Below are 19,084 nucleotides of genomic sequence, written 5' to 3' on the forward strand. Positions count from 1 at the left end.
TTTTGAAGCAATATACAAAATGTTACGTTTCGTAACGGAATAGGAAGGGAGTTTTGTCCAGTATTAAAATGGATATGCTATTTTTGAGCGTATACTTAATCCCATGACTTTCATACGCCCTCTCATTTTCCTTGCTGCCACAATTATCGTGGCTTCCGCCTGCACGCGTCAGCAAAGCCCTGCCCCTGAAAAAGGCGTTTCGTTTGCCCTCAATCAGTACCGCAAGCAACATATCGATAGCATTCAATATCAGATCGAGCTCGATATTCCGGCGGGTAAATCGGGGCAGATTTCGGGGAAAGAGATTGTTACCTTTCACCTGAATGCCGTCGACTCGGCGCTGGTGCTGGATTTCAATGTGGATGCGAGCGCTTTGCAGGAGGTTCGCGTAGGCGGTAAAAAAGTAGATTATCAGTTTGTCAATGAGCATATTGTTATTGATTCAAAGCATTTGAGTAAAGGGAAAAACGAGGTCGGAATCGACTTTGTCGCGGGGGATCAGTCACTCAACCGGAGTGACGATTACTTGTACACGCTCTTCGTACCTGATCGCGCTTCGACGTGCTTCCCGCTGTTCGATCAGCCGAATTTGAAAGCGTCCTACCAACTGACTTTAAAAACACCGGAAGGGTGGGAGGCTGTCTCTAATGGAAAATTGAACGCCAAAACCGTTGAAAATGGCAAGAGCGTGTACCAGTTCGGCAAGACGAAGCCGGTGAGCTCATACCTATTTGCATTTGCGGCGGGCAAGTTTTTCAAAGAAACCCGCACGATGGACGGCCGCGAAATGACGATGTACTACCGCGAGACCGATACAACGAAGGTAAACCGCAACCGTGACGACGTTTTCCAGCTCCATGCGAAATCGCTGGCGTGGTTGGAAGAGTACACGAATATTGACTACCCGTTCGGGAAATTCGACTTTGTACTATTGCCGTCGTTCCAATATGGCGGAATGGAGCATCCGGGCGCTATTTTTTACAATGAGCCCGCCCTTTTTCTGGATGAAAATGCTTCGGTGAACCGCCGCATGGCCCGCGCGAGCGTGATCGCGCACGAATCGGCGCATATGTGGTTCGGCGACCTGGTGACGATGGACTGGTTCAACGACGTGTGGCTGAAAGAGGTGTTTGCGAATTTTATGGCTGCCAAAATCGTCCATCCCAGTTTCCCGGAGATCAATCACGAGCTGCGTTTTTTGCTGGCGCATTATCCCAATGCCTATGAAGTTGACCGCACGGCAGGTACCAACCCGATTTTGCAGCAGCTGGGTAATCTCAAAAATGCCGGGACGCTCTACGGAGCCATTATTTATATGAAGGCGCCCATTGTGATGCGACAATTGGAAAGGAAGATCGGAGAGGAGCTGATGCGCGAGAGCCTTCGCGAATATTTGAAAACCTATTCATTCGGAAATGCCCGCTGGGACGATCTGATCGGTATTATCGACAAGCGCTCGCCGGAGGATATTACCACATGGAGCAATGTGTGGGTGAAAACGCCCGGAATGCCGGAGTACGGTATCGAAGCGGGCAAACTGGTGCAGTTGAAAGATTCAGTGTCGGGACGCGTGTGGGAGCAGCCGCTGGTTTTGAAAACAATGCAAAATGGGCAGCTTGTTTTTCCCAATAATGACGGGACGGGTTACGGTTATTTTAAAATGGATACCGCTTCGAAAGCGTGGTTCTTTGCACAGTACGGGAATGCGAAAGTGTCCGATCCGGTTTTCAAGGGAGCTATGCTGGTGAATAGCTGGGAAGGGTTGCTGCGGGGTGATGGCCCCGGGCCGGAAAAGCTGGTGAATTCCATTTTGAATGCATTACCCAAAGAGCAAAACCCGCTTCTGGTCGACTATTTGTTGGGTAACCTCCAAACCGACTGGTGGGCATTCCTGAATGCAGATCAAAGGGCTGCCTATCAGGCACGTGTTGAGGGCGAAATCTGGCAGCTTTTGAATAGTACCCGGGACAAAGGCATTCAAACATCCTATTTCCGGGCATTCAAGGCGCTGGCGCTGACAGACGATGGCTGGCAGAAAATGCACGGGCTCTGGACGGGCAAACTGGAAGTGAAGGGCCTCGTACTTTCGGAAGAGGACAAAATTTCCCTGGCTTACGAGCTGGCATTGAAAGGCAAAGGAGATGGGAAAGCGATCCTGAATACTCAGTTGAATGCGACGAAGAATCCCGACCGGAAGGCAAGAATGCAGTTTGTGATACCCGCATTGAGTGCCAGCGAGGCCGAACGCGATGCGTTTTTTGAGACATTAAAAAAGGAAGAAAACCGTGAAAAGGAGGCCTGGGTGCTCGATGCGCTGACCTACCTGCACCATCCGCTGAGGGAGCAAAGCGCGTTGAAATACCTGCGCCCGTCACTCGACCTTTTACAGGAAATCCAGCTTACCGGCGATATTTTCTTCCCGACCCGCTGGTTGCATAATACATTCGCAGGGCATTCGTCACCCGAAGCCGCACGGATCGCGCAGACCTTTTTGAAGGAACATCCCGATTATCCCTATTTCCTGAAAAACAAAATATTACAAGCGACCGACTTACTCGATCGCTCCGTAAAACTCTCCGCGACTTATGGCCAAAAAGAGCATTCCCCTGCATTATCTCAGCAATGAGTCGGGCCTGGGCATCTCCCTGCACCGTATCGACCGGATGAACCGGATGAATACGCCGCATATGTATGCGCACCGCGACGATTACGGGAATTTCTTTTTCCAGGAAGACGGTCACGCCAGACTTATGGTGGATTTTCGGGAGATTGAGTTGAGGGGGAGCGGGGTGTTCTGCATTATGCCGGGGCAAGTGCATCAACCGTTGGAAACGGAAGGGTCGTATGGCTGGTTTCTGGGTGTAGACATGAGCTTGCTCGACGATCACCACCGCGCCGTGGTGGACGAATATGCCTTGCACGGCTTCCCGATCGGCCTGGATCCGGAGCAGGCTGATTTGCTGACGCGCAGCCTCCATTTGCTGCTGGGATTTTACGAGACGCCTTCGCAGTACGGACACTCGGTGCTGCAATCGATGCTGAAAACCTGCCTGGGTATTTTTACTTCACTTTTTGAAAAGGAGATTTTGCAGCGGACGGCCCAAACGCGCCCTTCGGCCCTTACTTCGCAGTTTCGTAAACTTTTATCGCGGCATTTTAAAACTGTGAAAAGTCCCTCGGAGTATGCGGGCATGCTCAGCATTACTTCGTCTTATTTGAATGAGGTCGTGAAAGAAACATCGGGGCAGCCGGTGAGTCACTGGATTCAGAACGAAGTGATAATGGAGGCTAAAAGGTTGCTCTACTACACCGATTTGAGCATTAAGGAGATCGCATTCGGCTTGGGTTACGAAGACCATACCTACTTTTCACGACTGTTCAGAAAGGTGGCCGGTAAGTCTGCCGGGCAATTCCGGGGTGAGTTTCGGAGTTTGTAGTTTTGGTAAAACCGCGATTTGTCCAACTATTACCCCTCTTTTGCCCTTTATTCTCTTCGCGCGGGCGTGTTGTTTTGTAAAGTAAAATTTCGGCTGGATCGTCAGCCATGGAACAACACCAATCCAATCGCACGAAAAATGAACATCATCAAACAGAAAGCGCTACACTTGCTTGAAAATGCCTTTGGAAAAACAGGAACCGTGCTTGCGATACGGGCCTGGGAACCTGCCACTTTTTTTGAAGTAGACGTCCATTTCCCCGAAATGGATATGAGCGGCTGGAAACGCGTCCAGCATATTAAAGTACGCGTCGGAGAAGGGATTTACCGCGATTATACCCCTGCCGGCTGGGACGAGGATATCCGTACCTGCACTTTGTACATCAATGCCGAGCAGGACGGCCCGGGCGCACAGTGGATACGGTCACTGCGCGCGGGCGACCGCATGACGTACGTGGGCGTAGGTGCGACCATGCACCGGCCTACCTACGCGGGAGAAATGGTCGTTCTGGGCGATATGAGCAGCATCGGGCACTACCTGGCGTTGCAGCAGCTGGCCGGCACGCGTAAAATCAGCGGGGCCATCACCATCGCCCACGAGAACCATCGCGAGGAGTTTAAGGAATATTTCAACTGGAACATTCAGCCGGTGAAGAAAAACGGCGACGGCGGGCTGCATTCGATGCTCAAATGGGCCAGCGACAGGCAGCTGGCCAATTCGAACATCTATATTTCGGGACATATCCCTACCTGCATCCGTTTGCGAAAGGAACTCAAAAAACGGGATGATTCGCCGCTCGGGATCCAGGTGCAGGGGTTTTGGTCATAATCAATCGAAAATGCCGTTCATGGCCGTGAGGATCACGGGTTTGCCATCCGTAACGATGATCGTGTGCTCGTGCTGCGCTACATACCCGCCGCGCGAGCCCACGAGCGTCCAGCCGTCGCGCTCGGTAGCAGCGTTTGTGGAGGCGGTTGAAATGAACGTTTCGATAGCCACCACGCTGTTTTTGCGGAAGCGGGTCGTATTGTAACGATCATAGAAGTTGGCAATTTCATGGGGCTCCTCGTGCAGGCTGCGCCCTACGCCATGGCCCGCCAGGTTTCTAATGACCTTGTAACCCGAGCGTTTGGCTTCGGTTTCGATGAGCCGTCCGATGTCGGCAATCCTTACGCCGCCTTTAATTTGGCTGAGTGCCTTGCTCAGGATCCGTTTCGAGGCATTCACCAGTTTGTTGTGTCCGTGAATGTCCTCGCCCAGCACGAATGAACCGCCGTTATCGGACCAGAACCCATTCAGTTCGGCAGAGACGTCGATATTCACCAGATCCCCTTCCTGCAAAACCTTTGTTTCGGAAGGTACGCCGTGCGCGACTTCGTTGTTGACACTAATGCAGGTCCAGCCCGGGAAGCCGTACGTGAGCTTCGGTGCCGATTTCGCGCCGAGGCTATTCAGCATTTCCCCTCCGAAATCGTCGAGCTCCTTGGCCGTCATACCCGGCTTCGCATGCTCGCGCATCGCGCGTAAAGTGGTAGCTACCGCGCGGCTGGCTTCCTGCATGCCGGCCAGTTCCGATTCTTTTGAAATAGACATGGTTGAGAGTCCGTGTTATTTTGTAATGTTTTCTACCGCAATCTCCTCGTAAACGCCATCCCACAATGCAATGCGCTTTTCGAGGGATGTGATGGTGGCCTGTTCTGCTTCCTGCCAGAATGCCTCGTTCTTTTCGCAGAGGTTGGCGGTCATGCGAAGCGCAAGGTGGCTGTGGTGGTCGCCGTCGACTTCGATATGGCGTTCAAGGTAATATTTGAAAATAGAAATACTGTCCGGGAAATTACGGTGAATGTCTTCGATGATCGACATAAACATGCCCGGAATGAGGTCCTCACGCCCGAAGGTAAAAATGGCGGCTTGCAGGTAATCCTTGCGGGTGCCGATGGTGCCGAACGTGAAACGGACAAATTCACGGGCTTTTTCGGGTGTACCTGCTGCATCGAATGCTTTTTCAAAATCGCCCGTCCCGCGCAACGCTTCAATAAAGCGGCCGATTTCAGTGGTATCGGCGCCGCATTGCGCCATGGCATCAAGGTATAGTTCGAAATGGCTTTTAAAATTTCCTTCGCTGTCCACATCCGATTCTTCGCCCGCTACGATCTCGTTGATGAGGTTGCGCGTTTCGCCGTCTCCTGTTGGGAACCAGGGCACAGACGTGCAGGTAAGGCTGTTTTGAAGTGATTTAAGCAGCGACATAAAGTCCCAAACCGCGTAAACATGGTATTTCATGAATACTTTGAGGTCCTCGATGTCATTGATAACCGAATAAACTTTGTGCTGGATAATCTGTTGCCGCAGGGGCTCGATGTTCTGTTGGATTCTGGTAATGTGGTTGTTCATTGTTTGCGTAGTTCTTCTTGCTAAACTGTTCTCGGGGAATGTTTGTTCGAATTTTGGCCGACTATTTTTCTTGCAGAGGTGAATACTTCACGAGATCGATCCCGATGCCATTGGGGTCTTGAACCGCGAAATGCCTGTCGCCCCAGGGTTCGTCACGGATATCGATTTGGATGGGTACTCCCTTGTTTTGAAGTTCGTGATAAAGCTTGTCGACGTCGTCTACCTCGATGGTAAGGTACATGCCTTGTCCCTGGAATGCCTGGTGAAACAATGGCTGCTGTGAAGGATGCTCGGGGAGGAGGAAACTGAGTTCCGACGCGCCGCCCGGCGTGTGGAGCAGGAGGTAAAACTCATTTTCGAATGTTACGCCGAAGCCGAGTGCCCGGGTGTAAAATGCTTTGGTTTCAGCGAGTTTGGAAGTGACGATGCCTGCGTTCAGTTTCATTTTGCGTTTAGTTTGAGTGGATGAATTGGTTTGAGAGAATGCATTGGCGCAAATGCATACCAATGCCAATAGCGAGATGAGCCGTTTCATAATGCCGTCCGTTTTGTTGATGGTACAAATTTCGAAATGGCCTCCGGAGCAGGATTGTAAAAAACGGACAAAATCACCTCCCGAACGCTTTCCCGGGCGTCACGCCGTAAAGATTCTTGAATTCCTTGATGAAATGGGCCTGGTCGTAGTAGCCGTTGTCGTAAAACAGCTTGTTCTCGCGGAGGCTTTGCTGCGAGGGTTTGGCACGGAGGATATTCTGAAAACGGACGACCTGGCTGAACGTTTTGGCAGAGTCGCCGATGTAATACTTGAAGAGCCGGCGGAGCTGCCGGGGGCTAAGACCGGTGTCGAGGTCTTTTTCGACATTCAGCACGCCGAAATTTTGAAGGATCATGGCCAATGCCCCGTATAAACGCGGATCGTGGTTGAAATCGATACCCGCTACCCAATGCAGGAAGTAGTCGTCGAGCCTGCGCTTGATCTCCGGCAAAGACAGTCCCGGTTCGAAGGCCGAGGCGATGAACTCCGCCGTGCCGGGTATCACAACATCCAGGTTTTCAAAGCGGTTGCTCAGCTCTGAGGCATTGATTTTGAAGAGTTGCGGAAACATTGTAGGTAAAAAACGCACACCCACGTAGTCGAAACTGTTTTCGAGGGGAAACTCCGTATACTTTTTGCAAAAGCCCATCACGAAATTCTCGGAGGGATTATGCAGCTCGAAGAAGATGTCGATACAGCCATCGGCGACGACGCGGTAAAGGAAGGGCTCATCCAGTGGGGCCGTGGTACGCAATTGCCAATAGCAGTAAATAAACCTCTGCAAGGCGCTGTCCGGAAGAAATTCCTGGTACGTCACCCGTTCAGCCGACTGCTTCACCGTCGGCTGAACGGGCACATACAGCCCTCGAATATCTGGGGTTTTATCCATCCGGTTTGGACTTTTTTGCTTACGATCTGTCGTAGCTGATCAGAATGAAAGTTGACGTATATTTGCTAACGTTTCGCAAGGGTGTCCCGTGTTTCCATCAACGAAAAGCCGAGCAAGTTGAGCCCCTTCCATTGCGCGGGATCATGTGCGCGCGGGTCGTCAGCGGCGAGTCCGATTCCCCAAACGGGATCAACGGGACTGGCTTCCACCAGGATCCTGTCGGATGTATTTAAAAGATAGGTACCAAGCTCGGGATTTTGCGAGAACTTTTGAATACTGCCTTCCAGGACAATCGGTTGGCGGTTTGCTACCCAGATCTGTTCATCAAAATTCTCGACCATCCTGCCCAGGGCTTTTGCTTCACCGGGCGAGGAGCAGGCAATGATCCGTTCCCTCAATGCATCGTTTTCAAACAGACGCGCTTTTTCGGCCATCATCCAGTGTTCTGCCGTACGATAAGTCACATTACCAATCACGAAAGCCGATTGCCACCATTGGCTCAGGCACGACTGGGTAACCTGGCCACTACGGGCCGGCTGATGTCCCCAGAAATGGAGAAACTTCATTTTAGGTTGCTCTTCGTATTGATTCAAGAGCCAGCTGATGTCATATTTCATTGTTACAATATAGCAGGTGGAAGTGACATCGATTCAACCTTCGTGCAGGCATTGTTTTTTAAGTGCAAACAAAAAAACGAACAATACTATGAGCAACAGGACCTTAGTAGATGCCTACATCAAAGAGCTGGAAGCAGAGTATACTTCGACCCGCAAATGCCTGGAAAGGTTTCCGGTGGCATTATTTGGCTACAAACCGCATCCTACCTCCATGGAGATGGGCTACCTCGCGCTTTTGGTCGCTGAAATTCCCTTGTGGATCACTTTTATGGTTGAGCAAGGCGAAGTTGATTTTGCGACTTACAAACGTTTCGAATTCACTACCAGCGAGGAATTGCTTGACCATTATGAGGAAGTTTTCAAAAGTGCCCAAAAATCGCTGGCCGGCATTACCGACGCCGATCTCGATGCCCCGTTTTATCTGAAACGGCAGGGCCAGGTACTATTTACCCAGCCCAAACGCGAGGGCATCGGCTCGACCATCAATCACTGGGTGCATCACCGGGGCCAGCTTACCGTGTACATGCGGTTGAATGAAATTGCTGTACCGTCCATTTACGGGCCTTCGGCCGACGACCGTACGTTCTGATCAGCGCGGCGGACCGAAACGGTCGAACTGCTCTTTTTTCAGTTCTTCGAGGATTTCCTTCGTCGATTCGAAACTCGTGTGCTGGTACGCACGCAGGCCCAGGGTTTTTGCCATGTTGGCAAACATAATGCGGTCATCGAAATACACGCACTGGCTGGGTGTTGCCTGCGCAATGCCCATGGCAAGCTCGAATATCCGCGGATCGGGTTTGCGCATTTTTACTTCGCAGGAAGAAATAAATGCATCGAAGCAGGTGTGCAGCTTGAACTTCTGAATGCGGTAGTCGTTCAGCTCTTTCCCTTCATTGTTGATGGAAATGATGCGGAAGCCGCAATCCTTTTTCCATTCTTTGAGCCACGCGAGCATGCCAGGCAGCTCGACCGACTGTGAATACATAAACTCCTTGAAATCTTCCCGTACGAAGTCGCGCGGGTGATTGAAGATCACCGTGTCGAGATACTGATCGAGATTCACGCTCCCGATTTCGTAGACATTGAAAATGAAATTATGGAGCTGATCCATCTCCTTATAATTGAGGCCGAACTTCTCCGCCGCCAGAAGACGGGATTCGTGGCCCCACCCATTACTCAAAAGGACGCCGCCAATGTCGAAAAAGAGGATTTTGAGATCGCTGATCTGCATAATAATTGTTGCTGTATATTGGTAAAAGGATGGCCGCTAAGTTAGTTATAAACATGTAAACGCCGAATGGCGCGAACGTCTACGTTCGTGCACCCTATTCGCAGGCCTCTGGCCGGTCAGTACCGCAAGGATGTACTGACCGGCCAGAGGCCTGCGAATAGTATGTTTGAAGGAAGATCTTCAAACCAGCCTAACTTAGTTTCAATTCAGTATTAGGATTAGCGCTGCTATAAATATAATGTTGCGGCTCCACAACAATCCCCGCCTTTACAGGATTATTCAAAATGTAGTTCGTCTTTTGCCGGATAAAACGATTTGTTTCCAGACTAACAGGATGGTTTCGATGTTGCCAAAACTGGAATTCACACTTAGGGCTGGTTGCTCTCGCAAAATACCTGAACATGTACAGTAACCATTCCTTCCTGCTTTCGCGCTTGTTCTCTTGTATCAGCCTAATGATTTCTTTGGCCGTAAAACTTTTAAAGTCTTTGATGATTTTTGAAACATTCCCATCCCTCGCAGAACAGATCATGTGAATTTGATTGGTCATAATCACAAATTCGAACACTTGTAAACCTTTATGCTCAATGCAATAGTTGAGACTCTTGATAATTTCATCAGCGTATAGTTTGCGACTAAAAACATCTATCCACCCAACAACGGTCATGGTGACGAAGAAGAGCCCGCCCTCGAAGAATCTGTATTTTTCAGACATAGGTTTTTTACATTGGTACGGAGAATGCGAAAAAGGTAACACGTTACTTAGCAAGCGTAGGCGCGCTAGCGCGAACGTCTACGTTCGCGCCGACTATTCGCAGGCCTCCGGCCGGTCAGTACCGCAAGGATGTACCGGCCGGCCGGAGGCCTGCGAATAGTCCGTTTGAAGGAAGATCCTCAAACTAGCTTTAATATTTATCGTCTTCCCCCACGAAAACCGCCACCACTAAATCCACCTCTACTGAAACCACCGCCACCACCATTAAAACTTCTACCTCCAAAGGATCCATACGACCGGGAAGGAGCACTGAACGAATTACTCCGGGGCATCGACCGGTAGCCTTGCGCATTCATCGAGCGCGGGGCGGAACGCATACCCTGGCCCCTGTCGAACAGGTAGGATCGTGAGCCGACCGACGGATTGAAGTGTCTCGCGGCCGAACCGATGAATGCGGTTCTTGGTGAATACATGTAATTCCGCGGGGCAATGGTATGGTAATAGTGGTCGTACTGGCGGTACAGGTGTGGGTAATACCGGTAGGCGCCGCCGAAAAACCATCTGGAAAAGCCGAGGGAAGGCATTGCGTAAACCATTGGATAACCGCCCAGGCCCAGATAGAAGCCGGAGCCATAGCCATACAAGCCCGGATACCACATCGGTGAGCCGTACCAGTAAGGATAGCCGAACCAGTAAGAATATGGACTGCCATAGTTCACCACTTTATCGCCGGTTGGGGCAGGGTAGCTGTAACCTCCCTGGGACGCATATTCCTGCGAAGCCTGGCTGAGTTCCTGCATGGCCTGCGGATTTTGTTTCAACTCATCCTGATATGCAGCCAATTCCTCCTTGTTTTGAGCTTCAAGCTGGTCGTGAATGGTGGCCAGGTCGTTGCGCACGTCGGCGGGGTTGTCTTTAAAACGCTCGCCGAGCCGTGTTACGAGGTCGGAGTGGTCGTTCAGCAGAGACAATACGTCAGGCATTTCTTCCAGGGTTTTAAACGCTTGTTGCGCATCGGGATCGAGCTGCGCGATCATGCCCTGGAATGAGGAACTGGCTTCTTCATTGAGGTTATCGACAGCCACCAGGTCGCTATGGTGGTTGTTGTACAATTTCCAGGCTGCTTCTTTCAATTCAGAAGACTGATCCACATTGGCTACCATTCCGTCGACCGTTTCGCGAGAAGTTCTACGCGGAAGTGTTGCGAGTTTATGCATCAGCTCGGGATACCGGCTGATTTCATAAAACCAGTTTTGTTTCTTTTGAGAATAGTTTTGAATGATTTGCTGAAAACCTACGCTGCTTTTCTCCCGGATCCCGGCCAGTTTGCCGAGCACGTCGGGATATTGGGTGGCTACGAGAATGTCATTGCGGACGGCGTCATTGTAAGGTGCAATGGCTTTGAGCAGACTTTGGTCAGTGACAATGTTTTGTTGCGCATTGCTAACCATTTGATCATCCTGGCCGTAGCTTGTGAGGCTGGCGGCGGAGAGCAGAATAGCGACGAAATATTGAAGCGTTTTCATGACACAGGGAAGCTTTTCATTAACTTTTTAACACCCTTATTAATCTGTTTTTCAAGCCGGTTTGGATTGCTCACATCACCGGAAATCGCTTTTTGCCAGATAATATCCCCGGTTTTGGTATCCACTACATCCAGGATCAGCGTACCGTCGGTGCCGGTGGTGGAATAGGGGTAACCACCATATCCATAGCCGCCAAAACCGCCGTAGTAGGGATATCCCCAGCCAAAACGGCCCCAGCCCATCATCGGATAAGCTCCGAACGGATAGCCCCCGCCACCGTAGTAGTTCTTACGCACGCGTTGTGTGTAGGTGTGAAATTGCAGGAGCAGGTCAGGATGCTGGGTATTGCGCGTAAGTCCCCTGCTTTGCAGCGCCTTGTCGAAGGCATCCTGAATGCGGTGCCGAGATAATGAGCTGGCGTACATCGGATTCTGGTTGGTTTTCATGTCGGGGACAATCCAGTTATAAGTCACTGCCTTGCCGTAGATCGGCTGTTGGGGACTTTGTGCGAGCACCACACTGCCCAGCACAGTCAGCATTCCCAACAAAATCAGGTTCTTTTTCATTTTAATGGGTCATTTTAAAAGGCTTTCCGAGGGCCGGCTCTTCGGCAGGTAACCCCGGAAAGCCGGGTACTACAATCCAATTGCGAAATATTGGGTTTCATCGTTGCCGGGATAAAGCCCTTCGATCATCACCCCGCCTTTTTTGCCTTGGAGCATTTTCACTGCTTCCCGGGCATTGGCAACCGGTGTTTTGTCAATCTTGGTAATCACAAAACCTTCTTCCATATCGGTACTCTGGCGGATTTTGCCGGCGTTGATCGCCGTTACCTGCGCACCCGCACCGATTCCGTATTCTTTTTTCTGTTGATTGGTGAGGTCTTTCAGCTCGATACCCAATTGCTCCATTACGGCCGACGAGGAGCGATCAGCTACGGAAGGTTCGGAAATACCTTTCAATGTCACGGAAACCACTTTATCGACGCCATCGCGATTCACATTCACGGTCACTTTGTCGGATGGTTTATGCTGGGCGATGGCTTCCTGCAATTGCGGTACGCTGGTGATGTCATGGCCGTCGATTTTGGTAATCACGTCGCCAATTTTGATACCGGCTTCTTTCGCAGCGCTTTCATCCGCGAAATTCTCGACGCGCACGCCCTCATCCACTTTCAGGTCAAACGATTTGACTTTCGCGGCATCTACTTCGCTGATCCCCACGCCAAGGTACCCGCGCTGTACGGAACCGAATTTGGAAATATCCTCCACCACTTTATGCGCAATGCTCGACGGAACGGCGAACGAGTAACCCGCAAACGAACCTGTCTGGCTGGCGATGGCGGTGTTGATACCGATGAGGTTACCATTTAAATCCACCAATGCGCCACCGGAATTACCCGGGTTTACGGCTGCGTCGGTCTGGATGAATGACTCGATTGGGGCCTTTGCATTCTCGCCGAGGATGTTAATGCTGCGTCCTTTGGCGCTCACAATGCCCGCGGTGACGGTCGATGTGAGGTTATAGGGATTACCAACTGCCAATACCCATTGGCCTACTTCCACATTTTCGGAGTTACCGAACGACAATGCAGGCAAATTCTTCGCGTCGATCTTGATGAGCGCGATGTCGGTGTTCGGGTCACTGCCAATGACCTTCGCTTTGTAGGTATGCTTGTCGGCCAGGGTTACTTCCAGCGTTTCGGCACCCTGGATCACGTGGTTGTTGGTGACAATGTAGCCGTCAGGGTTGATGATTACGCCCGAACCAGTGGCTTGCGGTTTCTCCATTTTACCCTCAGGAGCCTGCTGGCCGAACGGGCTGCGGCCGCCGAAGAAATCCCTGAACTCTTCAGGGATTTGCATCTGGCTTACGGTTCGTTCAGGTTTCAGCGTCGATTTAATGTGTACCACGGCTGCGGTGGCTTTTTTGGAGGCAAATGAAAAATCGGCGGGGATCATGGCCGTAGCGCCGTTGGCCGCAGCACCCGACTTGGCATCCAGTCTGGCTTTGACGAACGGGGTCGCATTGGTGACCCAGGTTGAAATCGTATCTGGTTTGCCGAAATGTTCGTAGGTAGCGTAGGAGGTTCCGCCCAATAATGCGGATGCGAGGGCTACTGCTGTAAGTTTTCTGAAATTTGTCATCGCTATTAAATTGATTAAGTGTATTCAAATTTCAGTAGTGATCCTGTTGCAATTCTGTGTGAATTCTGAAGACAATTTGTAGTTGGGTATTTTTTTGAAATACATAAAAAAAGGAGAGTCAGAAACCCTCCCTTTATTCACTACTAGCCATGAAAAATCTTGAAATATCGTTACCAGGTCACGGTGAGAATGTGCCATTGGCCCTCTGTTTCGTAAGTAAGCGACTGTCCGTTCACCTGGCAGATGGTCTTGGCCAATGCCAGTCCCAGACCCAGCGAGGCCGAATGTGTGCCTTCTTTCCGGAAGCGTTCGAACATCAGTTCGGGGTCGACATGGATAGGAGCACCCGTGTTCCGGACCACCAGTTTGCCTGCATTGAGCGTAATATCGATCGTTCCTCCATTTATATTGTATCGTATCGCATTGGTCAGCAGGTTATTGACCAGCACTTCGGCCAAAGCCGGGTGCATCACAGGCCCCGTTGGTTCGATCGCCGTCTTCACGGTAATCTCCCGCTGTTCGATCAGGTCTTCCAGGTCGCGGAGCTTCCTGTTGATGATCGGTACCAGGCTGATCGGCTCGGTACCGGCCAGAAACTGCCGGTTTTCAATCTTGGTAAGCAATAATAATGCCTGGTTCAACTTGGCGAGCCTGTTGGCGGCTTCGCTGATCTCCGAAAGCGCCACGAGCTGCGACTCTTTCAGGCTCTCATCCTGAAACAAGCCTTCAATTTTAGACAAAATCACCGCCAGCGGGGTCTGTATTTCGTGCGAGGCATTCCCGGTAAACTCTTTCAGGTTCTGGTAAGTGGCGGCGAGGCGGTCCGTAAACTGCGTTACGGACTGGTTCAACTGCTCAAATTCGACGGTATGCTGTTTGGGAAAAGTGAGCACCTCGTGTTTTTCGACCTCGTAGGAATCCAATGCACGCAATGTCTTGTAAAACGGCCGCCATAACCGGCGGGAAAGCCAGCTGTTGAGCAGGAGGAGCGATATAAGCAATAGCGCTACGATGAATGTGACGGTCATCACAACTGCTTCCAGCAACTGCTGTCGCTGTGCCAGTAACTTGCTGATAGTCACCCGGTACCATGTACCTTCGACGCGTTCGTAGAAGATCAGCTGCCGATAGGGCTGGTATTCGCTTTCAAACTCGTTGAACAATTTTCGCTCTACAAGCGCCATTTGGCCGGGATACCGGACCTGGTCGAGTTGCAGGCTGTCGCCCAGTTGCAGGATGTACACCGGTAGTTCGTCGATATGCCGCAACTGCCAGCTTACTTTCGCCTTGCTGCGCATGAGCTCCTTGTTTACCTCCTGATCTATCAGATAATCTACTGAAAAATAGAACAATACGGCGCCCAATGTGAGCACGCACAGCGAAGTGACGATCTGGTATTTGAGAATGCGTTCCAGCAGTTTCATTGCTCGCTGAATTTATAGCCGACGCCGTAAATGGATTTCAGGTAATCGGGGCTGCCTTTGTCCATCAGCTTCTTCCTGAGATTTTTAATATGTGTGTATATAAAGTCAAAATTGTCCATTAAATCCGCATCGTCGCCCCAAAGGTGTTCGGCGATGGATTCTTTGGTGAGCACGCGGTTTTTGTTGGCGATCAGGTACACGAGCAGGTCGTATTCCTTGCGGGTCAGCACTATTTCCTGTTGATCCACCATTACCAAATGCTCCTGCGGGTCGATCTGGATTTTGCCGAAACGGATTTGCTGGCTGCCCTGGAAGGTACGCCTGCGTATCACGGCCTGCACGCGGGCATTGAGCTCCGAAAGATGGAAAGGCTTGGTAAGGTAATCGTCCGAGCCGAGGTTGAGGCCGGTAATGCGGTCGTCGAGCGAGTTTTTAGCCGAGATAATGATGATACCCGTTTCCGGAAAGCTCCGTTTTAGCTCCCGCACGGCATCGAGGCCGTCACCATCGGGCAGCATCAGGTCCACAAGCACACAATCGTAACGGTAAATATTGATCTTCTCTACCGCCGTCCGGTAATCCGCCGCCCATTCGCAAATGAAGTTTTCGCGCTGAAAATAGTTTTGAATGCTGGTAGCCAGCGCTTTTTCGTCTTCAATGAGCAGCAGTTTCATAGCCTAGTAGTTTGTGCAAATGAAACTACAAATTTTGGAGGAAATCTGAAGTGCCCATGCGGGGCATTCCAGGCAGGCTACTTCACGGTTCTTTTGGCCCAGTTGAAAATGGTGGAGTATACCTCGTCGCGCACCGGTTGTTTGGAGAGGATCAGGTCGTGCATACCGCCCTGAACCGCCTGAATGCTGTATTGCCCCACGATATTCTGGGCCTGGCGTGCCACGTCCTCTACATTCAGCACCGCGTCACCCGTGAAAAATGCATCGCTCCATTTTTTCTCGTCGATGGATTTGGCCGAATGCATTACCAGTACGGGTTTGTTGATGGTAATGCCCTGAGCTAGCCGCTCCTGCGCATTGTGCACCGCCCGTATCCAGCCCAGATTGACCGGCGGGGCAACAAATGGTTTCAAGCCCAGGCTGTAAGACCACTCGCCATGAGCCGTCACGTGCAAGCTTTCGCCGTAAAGCGGGTTGATGCCCAGGTCGAAGTTGGTTTCCGGGTGTTTTTCAGCCCTTTTCAGCAGCAACGGCAATGCCGTTTTTTTGAGCCCCGATTTGATATTTAATGCAAACATCGGGCTGTTGAGCAGTACCGCATCGAATTTTTCTTTGCCCAAGCGCTCACTCGCATAGAGCGAGATCGTGAGCCCGCCGAGCGAATGCCCGCTCAAAAGCACTTTTTCGTTGCCTTCCCCTTTGATAACCGCCAGGGCAGTGTCGATATCGGCATAATACTCGGAAAGGTCGCGAACGTTATTGATCTTCTGGTGGCTGAGCCACGACCGCCCGTATTTCCGCAGATCGATCGCGTAAAAGTTGAAGCCTTCTTTGATGTACCGCTCGGCCATTTCCTCCTGAAAGAAGTAATCGTTGAAACCGTGGACGTAAAGTACCGCTTTGGTGCTTTTGTCGGGCGCCGTTTTTCTGACGAGGGTGCAGGTAACGCTGCCTTCGTAATCGGAGGGCTGGACGATCGTCGCCTGTTTGAAACCTTTGCCCATCAAATCCGCAAAATAGGTAACCTGAGCGTTGACGGCGCCGGCAGAAATTGTAAAGAGGAGTGCGAGCAGGAGGCTGTTTTTCATGGAGATATGTACTAATCTGCGGCAAATATAAAGGCTGCGCGGCCAGACGGCAAGTTACAGGCAGTAACACGCTTGGGCTATTCGATCTTTTTCAGTTCGGCCCCCCGATCGGGTTGGAGATTCACCTTGCCAAACTCGGCGTTGGTATTGTTCTCGATCGTGAAACCCTTCGCCATATCGACTTCCACGGTAACTGCGTCGGCGGTGAAGTTGAAGATATGTCCGCCCGACTTGTGATCATCGGCCAGGTAATGCAAATGGAACCCGGGCACATTGGTACGGGCCAGGTAGGGCGGTAGCAGAAAGCCGCTGCATATACCTTTGGTGTTTTTCAATTCAAATACAATCTGATTATGCTTTAAATGCTCCGGTAGTGAGGAATAGGGCTTGCTCGCGGGTTTCTCGGCACGCGTAGTCATGGTGGGGAATGTGGCGGAGATTCTTAATGCATAAATACCGTTTGGATTCAGTAAATGCCTGATTTGCTCCTGCACTTTTTCGTAATTGAGTCCCGGGCCATTTAAATGGATCACGGTGTCTGCCTTAAAAAACTTGACGAATGCGGCGGAGGTGCTGTCGGAATCGGGGACCTCTTTCACGGAACCGTCGTAACTGATCTTATAGACATGCCCTTTGTCGATCAGCAGCTCACCATCGACCCGGTTGAATGTGCCGACGCCGAAATCGCCTTTCTTTTTCAATTGCCCGATCGTCAGGTCGCCGTCGAAAACGCCTGCCATGAGTGCGTCGATGATCGAATATTGGTACATGAAATCCTGGTCGGGAGCAGTTTTGGGTCGGTTTTTAGCCGATTGTGCGATGGTATTGAATGCGAAAATACCGGAGAGAAGTGCTGCCAGGGCACAACGGAATATGCTTTTGTAAAATGCGGAAAGACGAACCATGCTAAGAAAGGGTTTGGGATTGGTTACAAATGACGGTATACGACCGAATCTTTGCAATGCAGGCGGTGACATTCTATTCAAAGGTATTTATAGTACCTGGCCGGGGATAATTTGGAGAATAGCAGGGAAAGCAGGGAGGTAGTTGACAATGCGGGAAAAAAAGATCAATTTAAAAACTGCTAATATTCCTTTACCAATCACCAATTACTCCTGAAAATGAAACGGTTTTTACTCCTGCTACTCGTTCCTGCGCTGGCGCACGCGCAACTCGCACCACCCGTGATGTCGGACAAGGCCAAGAAGATCCACGCCGCCGCATTGACCATCGACACCCATGCCGACGTACCTATTAATATGATGAAGCCCGGCTTCGACGTGGCTGTCGAGCATGATTTTGAAAAGGACCGCTCGCAGATCGATTTCCCGCGGATGATCCGGGGCGGCATGGACGGCATGTTTTTCGCGGTGTACCTCGGGCAGGGCAAGCGCACCGAAGAGGCTAATGCCGAAGCCAAGAAAAAAGCCCTGGCGATTTTTGACAAAATCCATGAGGCCGTAAAAGCCAATCCGCAAACCGCCGGGCTCGCTACGACGTCCAAAGACGCCTACCGCTTGCAGAAAGAGGGCAAACGCGCCGTTTTTATTGGTATGGAAAATGGCTGGCCAGTTGGGAAGGACCTGACCAACCTGAAACTCTATTACGATCTCGGGCTGCGCTACATTACCCTTTCGCATTCACTGAATAACGACATTTGCGACTCTTCCACGGACGGCGACGGCCCGGAGTTCAATGGATTGAGCGCATTCGGTGAGCAAGTGGTGAAAGAAATGAACCGGCTGGGCATTATGGTTGATATTTCGCACGTTTCGGATTCCACTTTTTATGATGTGATCAAACTGACGAAGGCGCCGGTGATCGCCTCGCATTCGTCGTGCCGCGCATTGTGCGATGTGCCACGGAATATGACCGACGATATGATTAAAACACTGGCCAAAAACGGCGGCGTGATCCAGATCAACTTTGTTCCCGGTTTTGTGAAAAAGCCTTCGGAGCCGCACGAGATGTCGCTGAAAGCATTGCGCCTCAAAATTCGCCAGACCGATCTTTCGGACGCGGATAAGATGGCTTTGAGGGACGAAATGAAGGCGATCAATGAAAAGTATAAGTCGGATATGCCTACTGTGCAGGACGCCGTGAACCATATCGAGCACGTGATCAAACTTACGAGCGTGGACCACGTGGGTATCGGAATGGACATGGACGGCGGTGGCGAGGTGGTCGGCTTGCAGGACGTGAGCCAGATCGGCGCTATCACCGAGGAACTGGTCAAAAGAGGCTATTCGGCGAAGGACATCGAAAAAATATGGGGCGGCAACATCATGCGCGTTCTGGATCAGGTAGAAAAGGCCGCGGGCAACATCTGATTTGCATTCAAGTGGCGCTCCCGACGGTACAGAGGGGACAAAAAATATATACATTTTAATAAATAGTTTAATAAAAT

At 51.0% G+C, this 19,084-nt stretch carries 19 protein-coding genes; 5 read left to right on the forward strand and 14 right to left on the reverse strand.

Going from position 1 to position 19,084, the window contains the following annotated elements:
• The first annotated feature begins 103 nt into the window (after positions 1-103).
• From J2Y43_RS29685 to J2Y43_RS29695, 3 genes are all read left to right on the forward strand, one after another.
• Positions 104-2,626, forward strand: a complete 2,523-nt coding sequence (locus tag J2Y43_RS29685; protein WP_309991216.1) for a M1 family aminopeptidase — start codon at positions 104-106, stop codon at positions 2,624-2,626.
• Positions 2,586-3,437 carry a helix-turn-helix domain-containing protein gene (locus J2Y43_RS29690; RefSeq protein ID WP_309991219.1) on the forward strand — a complete coding sequence of 284 codons (852 nt, stop codon included), beginning with the start codon at positions 2,586-2,588 and terminating at the stop codon, positions 3,435-3,437. Before J2Y43_RS29685 ends, J2Y43_RS29690 begins: the two co-directional genes overlap by 41 nt.
• Before the next feature lie 138 nt (positions 3,438-3,575).
• Positions 3,576-4,265, forward strand: a complete 690-nt coding sequence (locus J2Y43_RS29695) for a hypothetical protein (RefSeq protein WP_223405273.1) — start codon at positions 3,576-3,578, stop codon at positions 4,263-4,265.
• Here J2Y43_RS29695 and map read toward each other — a convergent pair whose 3' ends face one another.
• The 5 genes from map to J2Y43_RS29720 form a co-directional block, all read right to left on the reverse strand.
• Positions 4,266-5,030, reverse strand: coding sequence for a type I methionyl aminopeptidase (gene map, locus J2Y43_RS29700; protein ID WP_309991224.1), 765 nt, complete (start codon positions 5,028-5,030; stop codon positions 4,266-4,268).
• Between the two features lie 15 nt (positions 5,031-5,045).
• Entirely contained in the window at positions 5,046-5,831 is a 786-nt protein-coding gene (locus tag J2Y43_RS29705; protein ID WP_309991226.1) for a DUF3050 domain-containing protein, read from the reverse strand.
• Positions 5,832-5,892: 61 nt separating this feature from the next.
• Positions 5,893-6,366, reverse strand: coding sequence for a VOC family protein (locus tag J2Y43_RS29710; protein ID WP_309991228.1), 474 nt, complete (start codon positions 6,364-6,366; stop codon positions 5,893-5,895).
• 73 nt (positions 6,367-6,439) lie between these two features.
• Positions 6,440-7,255 carry a helix-turn-helix domain-containing protein gene (locus J2Y43_RS29715; protein WP_309991231.1) on the reverse strand — a complete coding sequence of 272 codons (816 nt, stop codon included), beginning with the start codon at positions 7,253-7,255 and terminating at the stop codon, positions 6,440-6,442.
• Between the two features lie 65 nt (positions 7,256-7,320).
• Entirely contained in the window at positions 7,321-7,872 is a 552-nt protein-coding gene (locus J2Y43_RS29720; RefSeq protein WP_309991233.1) for an NADAR family protein, read from the reverse strand.
• 88 nt (positions 7,873-7,960) lie between these two features.
• On the opposite strand from J2Y43_RS29720, the gene J2Y43_RS29725 reads away from it, so the two are divergent.
• Positions 7,961-8,461 (forward strand): DinB family protein, encoded by a 501-nt coding sequence (locus J2Y43_RS29725; RefSeq protein WP_309991235.1) that lies wholly within the window; start codon positions 7,961-7,963, stop codon positions 8,459-8,461.
• On the opposite strand, the gene J2Y43_RS29730 is transcribed toward J2Y43_RS29725, so the two are convergent.
• From J2Y43_RS29730 to budA, 9 genes are all read right to left on the reverse strand, one after another.
• Positions 8,462-9,103, reverse strand: coding sequence for an HAD family hydrolase (locus J2Y43_RS29730; RefSeq protein WP_223405286.1), 642 nt, complete (start codon positions 9,101-9,103; stop codon positions 8,462-8,464).
• A gap of 190 nt (positions 9,104-9,293) precedes the next feature.
• Positions 9,294-9,818 (reverse strand): REP-associated tyrosine transposase, encoded by a 525-nt coding sequence (locus J2Y43_RS29735; RefSeq protein WP_309991238.1) that lies wholly within the window; start codon positions 9,816-9,818, stop codon positions 9,294-9,296.
• A 197-nt stretch (positions 9,819-10,015) separates the two neighbouring features.
• Positions 10,016-11,344, reverse strand: coding sequence for a hypothetical protein (locus tag J2Y43_RS29740; protein WP_309991240.1), 1,329 nt, complete (start codon positions 11,342-11,344; stop codon positions 10,016-10,018).
• Complete coding sequence (locus J2Y43_RS29745; RefSeq protein ID WP_309991244.1) at positions 11,341-11,910, reverse strand: DUF4136 domain-containing protein; 570 nt, start codon at positions 11,908-11,910, stop codon at positions 11,341-11,343. Before J2Y43_RS29745 ends, J2Y43_RS29740 begins: the two co-directional genes overlap by 4 nt.
• A 69-nt stretch (positions 11,911-11,979) precedes the next feature.
• Positions 11,980-13,491 carry a Do family serine endopeptidase gene (locus J2Y43_RS29750; RefSeq protein WP_309991246.1) on the reverse strand — a complete coding sequence of 504 codons (1,512 nt, stop codon included), beginning with the start codon at positions 13,489-13,491 and terminating at the stop codon, positions 11,980-11,982.
• Between the two features lie 170 nt (positions 13,492-13,661).
• Positions 13,662-14,915, reverse strand: a complete 1,254-nt coding sequence (locus J2Y43_RS29755) for a HAMP domain-containing sensor histidine kinase (RefSeq protein WP_309991249.1) — start codon at positions 14,913-14,915, stop codon at positions 13,662-13,664.
• Positions 14,912-15,589 (reverse strand): response regulator transcription factor, encoded by a 678-nt coding sequence (locus tag J2Y43_RS29760; protein ID WP_309991252.1) that lies wholly within the window; start codon positions 15,587-15,589, stop codon positions 14,912-14,914. Before J2Y43_RS29760 ends, J2Y43_RS29755 begins: the two co-directional genes overlap by 4 nt.
• Positions 15,590-15,666: 77 nt before the next feature.
• The gene (locus J2Y43_RS29765; RefSeq protein WP_309991255.1) at positions 15,667-16,677 is read right to left on the reverse strand and encodes an alpha/beta hydrolase; all 1,011 of its coding nucleotides are present in this window, start codon (positions 16,675-16,677) and stop codon (positions 15,667-15,669) included.
• Positions 16,678-16,754: 77 nt separating this feature from the next.
• On the reverse strand, positions 16,755-17,582 hold the full coding sequence (gene budA / locus J2Y43_RS29770; RefSeq protein ID WP_309991258.1) for an acetolactate decarboxylase: 828 nt from the start codon (positions 17,580-17,582) through the stop codon (positions 16,755-16,757).
• A gap of 216 nt (positions 17,583-17,798) precedes the next feature.
• On the opposite strand from budA, the gene J2Y43_RS29775 reads away from it, so the two are divergent.
• On the forward strand, positions 17,799-19,007 hold the full coding sequence (locus J2Y43_RS29775) for a dipeptidase (RefSeq protein ID WP_309991263.1): 1,209 nt from the start codon (positions 17,799-17,801) through the stop codon (positions 19,005-19,007).
• Positions 19,008-19,084: the final 77 nt, after the last annotated feature.

Origin of the sequence: Dyadobacter sp. BE31 (genome assembly GCF_031457695.1) — a bacterium.
Classification (GTDB): domain Bacteria; phylum Bacteroidota; class Bacteroidia; order Cytophagales; family Spirosomataceae; genus Dyadobacter.

Excerpts from the sequence above, each read along its gene's own strand:
- J2Y43_RS29690 (WP_309991219.1), top strand. The coding sequence starts at position 2,586 with ATGGCCAAAAAGAGCATTCCCCTGCATTATCTCAGCAATGAGTCGGGC.
- J2Y43_RS29735 (WP_309991238.1), bottom strand. The coding sequence starts at position 9,818 with ATGTCTGAAAAATACAGATTCTTCGAGGGCGGGCTCTTCTTCGTCACC.
- J2Y43_RS29720 (WP_309991233.1), bottom strand. The coding sequence starts at position 7,872 with ATGAAATATGACATCAGCTGGCTCTTGAATCAATACGAAGAGCAACCT.
- J2Y43_RS29775 (WP_309991263.1), top strand. The coding sequence starts at position 17,799 with ATGAAACGGTTTTTACTCCTGCTACTCGTTCCTGCGCTGGCGCACGCG.
- J2Y43_RS29760 (WP_309991252.1), bottom strand. The coding sequence starts at position 15,589 with ATGAAACTGCTGCTCATTGAAGACGAAAAAGCGCTGGCTACCAGCATT.
- J2Y43_RS29740 (WP_309991240.1), bottom strand. The coding sequence starts at position 11,344 with ATGAAAACGCTTCAATATTTCGTCGCTATTCTGCTCTCCGCCGCCAGC.
- J2Y43_RS29750 (WP_309991246.1), bottom strand. The coding sequence starts at position 13,491 with ATGACAAATTTCAGAAAACTTACAGCAGTAGCCCTCGCATCCGCATTA.
- J2Y43_RS29725 (WP_309991235.1), top strand. The coding sequence starts at position 7,961 with ATGAGCAACAGGACCTTAGTAGATGCCTACATCAAAGAGCTGGAAGCA.
- J2Y43_RS29765 (WP_309991255.1), bottom strand. The coding sequence starts at position 16,677 with ATGAAAAACAGCCTCCTGCTCGCACTCCTCTTTACAATTTCTGCCGGC.
- J2Y43_RS29695 (WP_223405273.1), top strand. The coding sequence starts at position 3,576 with ATGAACATCATCAAACAGAAAGCGCTACACTTGCTTGAAAATGCCTTT.
- J2Y43_RS29730 (WP_223405286.1), bottom strand. The coding sequence starts at position 9,103 with ATGCAGATCAGCGATCTCAAAATCCTCTTTTTCGACATTGGCGGCGTC.
- J2Y43_RS29745 (WP_309991244.1), bottom strand. The coding sequence starts at position 11,910 with ATGAAAAAGAACCTGATTTTGTTGGGAATGCTGACTGTGCTGGGCAGT.
- J2Y43_RS29715 (WP_309991231.1), bottom strand. The coding sequence starts at position 7,255 with ATGGATAAAACCCCAGATATTCGAGGGCTGTATGTGCCCGTTCAGCCG.
- J2Y43_RS29705 (WP_309991226.1), bottom strand. The coding sequence starts at position 5,831 with ATGAACAACCACATTACCAGAATCCAACAGAACATCGAGCCCCTGCGG.
- J2Y43_RS29755 (WP_309991249.1), bottom strand. The coding sequence starts at position 14,915 with ATGAAACTGCTGGAACGCATTCTCAAATACCAGATCGTCACTTCGCTG.
- map (WP_309991224.1), bottom strand. The coding sequence starts at position 5,030 with ATGTCTATTTCAAAAGAATCGGAACTGGCCGGCATGCAGGAAGCCAGC.
- budA (WP_309991258.1), bottom strand. The coding sequence starts at position 17,582 with ATGGTTCGTCTTTCCGCATTTTACAAAAGCATATTCCGTTGTGCCCTG.
- J2Y43_RS29710 (WP_309991228.1), bottom strand. The coding sequence starts at position 6,366 with ATGAAACGGCTCATCTCGCTATTGGCATTGGTATGCATTTGCGCCAAT.
- J2Y43_RS29685 (WP_309991216.1), top strand. The coding sequence starts at position 104 with ATGACTTTCATACGCCCTCTCATTTTCCTTGCTGCCACAATTATCGTG.